This is a genomic window from Pseudomonas sp. NPDC088885, assembly GCF_044750025.1.
GTDB classification, from domain to species: domain Bacteria; phylum Pseudomonadota; class Gammaproteobacteria; order Pseudomonadales; family Pseudomonadaceae; genus Aquipseudomonas; species Aquipseudomonas rustica.
In genome coordinates, this window is sequence record NZ_JBIVJB010000156.1 from 1 (window position 1) to 6,052 (window position 6,052).

Below are 6,052 nucleotides of genomic sequence, written 5' to 3' on the forward strand. Positions count from 1 at the left end.
GGTAACGTCCTGCTGCTCGACGAACCGTCCAACGACCTCGACGTTGAAACCCTGCGTTCCCTGGAAGAAGCCCTGCTGGACTTCCCGGGCGCTGCAATTGTGATCTCTCACGATCGGTGGTTCCTTGACCGCGTGGCGACACACATCCTCGCGTACGAAGATGACTCGCAAGCGATCTTCTTCGAAGGTAACTACACCGAGTACGAAGCGGATCGCAAGAAACGCCTCGGCGAAGCAGCTGCCCAGCCACACCGGGTGCGTCACAAGAAACTGGCCTGATTCGGGTTGGTTGCATAAAAGCGGAGCCTTCGGGCTCCGTTTTTTTTTGCCCGGGTTTTTTCAGATGGACAGTGGTGACCCCTTCGCGAGCAGGCTCGCTCCCACATTTGAAATGCATTCCCCTGTGGGAGCGAGCCTGCTCGCGAAAGCGGAATTATTGTTGGTGCAAATCTTGGATTGGAGCTCACCATTCAGGTGCAAAACAGGTCAAAAAATCCTCATGATTTATATCCTGTGCACCATTTAATTTCATATCCGCGACATTTCGCTCTATTCCTGTGCGCAATTCGTTTGTTACAGTCCGGCCCAATCTCTTCCAACGATAATAAATTTGCCGAGACTTTCCCCATGATCGAATCTGTCGAATCCTTCCTCGCCCGCCTGAAAAAACGCGACCCGGATCAGCCCGAATTTCACCAGGCCGTCGAAGAAGTCCTGCGCAGTCTGTGGCCATTTCTCGAAGCCAATCCGCACTACCTGACTTCGGGGATTCTCGAGCGCATCTGCGAGCCGGAGCGTGCCGTGGTGTTCCGCGTGTCGTGGGTCGACGATCAGGGCAAGGTTCAGGTCAATCGCGGTTTCCGCATCCAGATGAACAGCGCCATCGGCCCGTACAAGGGCGGTTTGCGTTTCCATCCGTCGGTGAACATGGGCGTGCTGAAATTCCTCGCTTTCGAACAGACCTTCAAAAACTCCCTGACCTCGTTGCCCATGGGTGGCGGCAAGGGCGGTGCCGACTTCGATCCGAAGGGCAAGAGCGACGCCGAAGTCATGCGTTTCTGCCAGGCGTTCATGAGCGAGTTGTATCGCCACATCGGCGCCGACGTTGACGTGCCGGCCGGTGACATCGGCGTAGGTGCGCGCGAGATCGGCTTCCTCTTCGGTCAGTACAAACGCCTGAGCAACCAGTTCACCAGCGTCCTCACCGGCAAAGGCATGACCTACGGCGGCAGCCTGATTCGTCCGGAAGCCACCGGTTTCGGTTGTGTGTACTTCGCGGAAGAAATGCTCAAACGTCGCGAGCAAACCGTGGAAGGCAAACGCGTGGCGATCTCCGGTTCCGGCAACGTCGCGCAATACGCCGCGCGCAAAGTGATGGATCTGGGCGGCAAGGTGATTTCGCTGTCCGACTCCGAAGGCACGCTGTATTGCGAGGCGGGCCTGAGCGAAGAACAGTGGTCGGCGTTGCTGCAGCTGAAAAACGTCAAACGCGGGCGCATCAGTGAATTGGCCTTAGCATTCGGCCTGGAATTCCGCGCCGGTCAGTTGCCGTGGTCGCTGCCATGCGATATCGCATTGCCGTGCGCCACGCAGAACGAACTCGACGCCGAAGCCGCGCGCACGCTGCTGCGCAATGGCTGCGTATGCGTCGCTGAGGGCGCGAACATGCCAACCACGCTGGAGGCTGTGGATATCTTTATCGAGGCCGGCATTCTCTTCGCGCCGGGCAAGGCGTCCAATGCTGGCGGTGTCGCGGTGAGTGGTCTGGAGATGTCGCAGAACGCCATGCGTCTGCTGTGGACGGCGGGTGAAGTGGACAGCAAGCTGCACAACATCATGCAATCGATCCACCACGCCTGCGTGCACTACGGCGAAGAGAACGGCCGGATCAATTACGTCAAAGGCGCGAACATCGCCGGCTTCGTCAAAGTCGCCGACGCGATGCTGGCGCAGGGCGTGGTTTAAGCCGGTTCGATGCGGATCACTTCAATCACTTGATCGCCGGCGGGGCGCTGCCACAGCACCTCGTCGTTGAGCCGGGCACCGAGCAGCGCCCGGCCCAGCGGTGAGCCCCAGTTGATCAGGTCTTTGGCGGCATCGGCCTGATCTTCACCGACCAATTGCACGCGGCGTTCTGTGTCGTGCTCATCCGCGTAGGTGACCCAACTGCCGATCTGCACTTTGTCTCTGGACGTTGCCGGCATAGCCACTTGCGCACTGCTCAAGCGCTGATTGAAATAACGCAAATCCCTTTGCAGATCCGCCAGCCGTTGTTTGTCGGCCTGCTCACCTTTGGCTGATTGCTCGGCGTGTTGGGTTTGCAGTTCGGCGACTTTCGCCTGCAACTGCGCCAAGCCTTGTGACGTGACGTAATTGGGCTGCTCGCTGACCTGCCGTTCAACCGGTTGATCGGCTTGTGCGGCGGCGTTGTCTTCGTTGACGAAAGCACGGCTCATGGGTTCCTCCTCGTATGAGGTTTGGGCCATGCTCGCAGGCATTTGGTTTCACTGGATGTCTGGGAGCGACCTAGGGCGAGCGATAAGCCCGCGCGGCGTCCTGATCTTTTTGCTGCTGCCAGGCGCGCTCGCGTTCGTCCCAATGCTCGTTGCGGTACTCGTCGCGATCCTTGTTTTCGAGCATCGCCTGACATTGGCGGAAGCCGTCCGTCCAGCCTTCGGCGTATTGCTTGTCTTTGAGATAGCGCGGGACGTTTTTGCGGAATTCGCCGCTGATCGAACCGGCAGCCTGGCGACCACTGACGCAACCGTCATCGAAACCGTCGGCAAAGGCCGGTGGGTAGCCTTTGGCGATCAAATCATCGTGGGTGGTCTGGCAACCGCTCACGAACAGCAAAACCCCCAGCAAACCCGCACACCGCCACATCGCACTCTCCTGAGCCGGTTGTCCGGCTTATAAGGAGAGTCTAGAAGCAGATTCATGAGGCGGCCGTCGAAGCCCTGTGAAAAATCCATTAACAGCACATTTCCCTTGTAGGAGTGAGCCTGCTCGCGATAGCGGTGTATCAGTCACCACAACAGTGACTGATGAATTGCTATCGCGAGCAGGCTCACTCCTACAGGAGGGATGTGTTCGGGATCAGTAGTGATACCACTTCACTTCGAGCATGACTTCCGTTTCAGGCGTGGCGATGTGGCTGAACTCGCGCTGCGCACTCAAGCGCAAACCAAGATTGCGCGACAGTTCCCACTGCTGATTCAGGCTCAAACTGCGCCGCACTTCGCCATTGGTGAAGTAATCACCCTTGGCCTCCAGGCTCATATTTCCCAGAGGATTGCGCCACAGCACGCCGGTATTGAAACCACCGGCCGGCGAAACAAATTCAGCAAAGTCATTGTTGTGCTCAACCCGCACGGTGCCCAGCGCAAATCCCAGCACATCATCACCCAGCGCCCACGTGCCGCCACCGCCACCATTCACATGGCTGACCAGCGTCTCGTCATCATGCTTGCCCGGCACGCGCTCAAGACCACCGGTGACTTGCCACGACAACGGCTGCAACAACTCATTGCGCGGTGTCAGCGAGCGAATCGTCGCCAGATCCAGTTGCTGGAACTGCCAGTGATTGCCTTCGTACTGACGCAGCTTCATTTGCAGGATTTCAATCTGCGCGCCGAGCGGGAAGCTTTCGGCGTTGTCGTTGAGATCGTGATAGGCCATGCGCAAACCGTACTCGCCGAACGCACGATCGCCGCGCGTGCCGAGGCCGGCCTGCCAGGTGCGCGATTCGTGGCCGTCTTCCGGCAAGCCCGGTTGCGGAATCTGCAGATCGGGTGCCGGGTTTTTATTGATCGCTCGCAGCAGTTCGAAACTGCGCTGCGCCCGTTGCGGATCACGTTCCTGACCGTTGGCGCGGTAGCGTTCGAGGCGATATGCCGCGTCGATGATCAGTGCCTGACGATCGCGGGGCAGGGCTTTGAAGGTCGGCTCTTGCAACACTTGTTGATCGGCGCTGACTTTCAGCACCCAATCCTGTTCTTCACCCGTCAAAGGCTCGGCGCGACTCAGCAACTCGCGCTCACGCGACGGGCGATATTCAATACTTTCCACCAGCCCGGCTTCTTTCACCGCTTTAACGGTGTCGGTCGGAATCGCCGTCAGCGGGAATTGTTCGGTCAGGCGCAGACTTGGGCGGGCCACTTGCAGCAGCTCCAGCAAGCGGTACGAGCAGTTTTCATCGAAGAAGAAATAGTCGAACTGAATCTGCTTCAGCTCCCACACATGCTCGACCATGCGCGCGGTTTCTTCTTGCGTCAGGTTAAGTCGGTATTCCCAAAGATCACGGTTTTCCAGGCTGCGGTATTCGGAGAGTTTTTCCTGATACGGCACCAGCGCGAACAGGCCCGGATAACCGCCCATCAAACCTTTCCAGGCGTAGAGAATGCTGTTGTCGGAACCTTCGATATAGGCGCCGAAGTTGATCGCGTAGCTGAGCAGCGAGGTCTTGTCGGCCTGCACGTCAGCTTGGTCGATGCGCAGCAGGGTGTGGCCGAACATCGATGACGGACTGTTCAAATACGCCGCCGGGAAGATCATCACCGCGCTGTGCGGCGAGACGTCCTTCATCCATTTTTTGTACTCGGCGCAATCAGGTGCCGGCAGATCTTTCAGATTGAGTTGCGCTTTCAGCCAGCGCGTGCGCGCCGGGTAAACGCACTGCGCGTGCTTTTCACCGAGACTGGCCGGGGCGTACAACGCTTGCACGGTCGCCGCCAATTCGTGATCGGGATGTTCATTGCCATCAGGCGCGAGAAAGAATTTCTTGTCGCTGACATAGCTGCGCCAACCGCCGAGTTTGGCGGTTTCGTAATGACCGAGGGAAATCCAGAAGCGGTCGTTGGCCAGTTGCTGCAAACGTTGAGGGTCGACATGGGGCGCGGCGGACAGCGGGGCGCAGACACAGAGCGCCAGCCAGGCAAGGCGTTTGAGCATAAGTGGCAACTTAAGTCGAAAGAAAATAAAACCCGAATCGGGGGTTAACACTCCACCCTTGTGGCGAGGGGATTTATCCCCGTTGGGCAGCGAAGCGGCCCCAAAACCTATATCCCCAATGCACCAGTTATACCGCATGCACAGGTTCACGACTGCTGCGCAGCCGATCGGGGATAAATCCCCTCACCACAGGTTCAGCGTCACGGTGGAATCACTGCATAAAAAATAAAACCCGCTCCCCGAAGGAAGCGGGCGGGGTCGAGCTTAAGCCTGCGTTGCGTACTTGGCCAGACGAGGATCCGATTTCAGTACGGCCAGGGTGTTGGTATGCACGTCTTCAGCGGTCACGTCAGCTTTGCTGAAGATCTGCTGGAAGTGCTCGTGAGTCACAGCAGCGAAGTGCGCACGATCTTCCGGCGCCACGCCCAGTACCACGGCATAAGTCGTCAGCGCTTCGCCGTTGCCTTTGGCCATGTCTTCGGACAGCTCGTTCATCATGCCATTCATGGCAAACCAGGATTTGCCGCCGTAGGTCAGCGACGCATTGGTCGAGCAACCGTTGGTGCCGGAAGTCATACCAAACGTAGCGTTACCGGAAGTGCCGTTAGTGGTGGAAGCGAGGAAGTGAGCAGGGGTGCCACGCTGACCTTCGAACAGCATGTTGCCCCAACCGCAATCCGGGCCGCCTGGAGCTTGCGCCATTGCGTTGATGGATACAGCGGTGAAGAGAGTACCGAGAAGAATCCGTTTCATAGCTTTGTTCTCTTTGTGTGCATACCAATGGACAGGGTTCTGGCCCCCAAGCGCTGTACAAGACAGACCCAAACGAAGCCAGTGGGCCGGTATTAGTTCCAGCCGCGCAGTTTGGAGTTTAGGCACGTTCCTGCGGTTCCGTGATTTTTTACAAAAGATTCGGTAATAACCCCGGTTTCAGGGGAGCCGGTGCGCAGAGATCCGGTTGTCTATGCTTTGTCACATGGCGCGCCTTGCCAGTGGGGCACGGGCAGCGCCAGAATGCGGCTATCTGCCCCGCCTGATTGTTAAGGAAGCCCGATGCCTGATCCTGTTGCTGCCAGCTTGCGTCTTGCGCCCGAAGCGCTGA

General features: G+C 58.1%; 6 protein-coding genes and 1 pseudogene. 2 read left to right on the forward strand and 5 right to left on the reverse strand.

Annotation, left to right across the window (positions count from 1 at the left end):
- Positions 1 to 279, forward strand: a pseudogene (locus tag ACIP1X_RS27335) (energy-dependent translational throttle protein EttA); the annotation flags it as partial.
- Between the two features lie 348 nt (positions 280 to 627).
- On the forward strand, positions 628 to 1,965 hold the full coding sequence (gene gdhA / locus ACIP1X_RS27340) for an NADP-specific glutamate dehydrogenase (protein WP_400755830.1): 1,338 nt from the start codon (positions 628 to 630) through the stop codon (positions 1,963 to 1,965).
- On the opposite strand, the gene ACIP1X_RS27345 is transcribed toward gdhA, so the two are convergent.
- The 5 genes from ACIP1X_RS27345 to ACIP1X_RS27365 form a co-directional block, all read right to left on the reverse strand.
- On the reverse strand, positions 1,962 to 2,456 hold the full coding sequence (locus ACIP1X_RS27345; RefSeq protein WP_400755831.1) for a GreA/GreB family elongation factor: 495 nt from the start codon (positions 2,454 to 2,456) through the stop codon (positions 1,962 to 1,964). The genes gdhA and ACIP1X_RS27345 overlap by 4 nt on opposite strands.
- 70 nt (positions 2,457 to 2,526) lie before the next feature.
- On the reverse strand, positions 2,527 to 2,883 hold the full coding sequence (locus ACIP1X_RS27350; RefSeq protein WP_053124000.1) for a hypothetical protein: 357 nt from the start codon (positions 2,881 to 2,883) through the stop codon (positions 2,527 to 2,529).
- 213 nt (positions 2,884 to 3,096) lie between these two features.
- Complete coding sequence (locus tag ACIP1X_RS27355) at positions 3,097 to 4,950, reverse strand: DUF4105 domain-containing protein (RefSeq protein ID WP_053123998.1); 1,854 nt, start codon at positions 4,948 to 4,950, stop codon at positions 3,097 to 3,099.
- Positions 4,951 to 5,214: 264 nt separating this feature from the next.
- Positions 5,215 to 5,703: a DUF3015 domain-containing protein gene (locus tag ACIP1X_RS27360; protein WP_007909797.1), complete on the reverse strand. Its 489-nt coding sequence runs from the start codon at positions 5,701 to 5,703 to the stop codon at positions 5,215 to 5,217.
- 148 nt (positions 5,704 to 5,851) lie between these two features.
- Positions 5,852 to 6,052 (reverse strand): hypothetical protein (locus tag ACIP1X_RS27365; protein WP_400755832.1); only part of this gene is annotated, 201 nt, incomplete at its 5' end.

Coding starts and splice junctions, on each gene's coding strand:
- ACIP1X_RS27350 (WP_053124000.1), bottom strand. CDS start 2,883: ATGTGGCGGTGTGCGGGTTTGCTGGGGGTTTTGCTGTTCGTGAGCGGT.
- ACIP1X_RS27355 (WP_053123998.1), bottom strand. CDS start 4,950: ATGCTCAAACGCCTTGCCTGGCTGGCGCTCTGTGTCTGCGCCCCGCTG.
- ACIP1X_RS27345 (WP_400755831.1), bottom strand. CDS start 2,456: ATGAGCCGTGCTTTCGTCAACGAAGACAACGCCGCCGCACAAGCCGAT.
- ACIP1X_RS27360 (WP_007909797.1), bottom strand. CDS start 5,703: ATGAAACGGATTCTTCTCGGTACTCTCTTCACCGCTGTATCCATCAAC.
- gdhA (WP_400755830.1), top strand. CDS start 628: ATGATCGAATCTGTCGAATCCTTCCTCGCCCGCCTGAAAAAACGCGAC.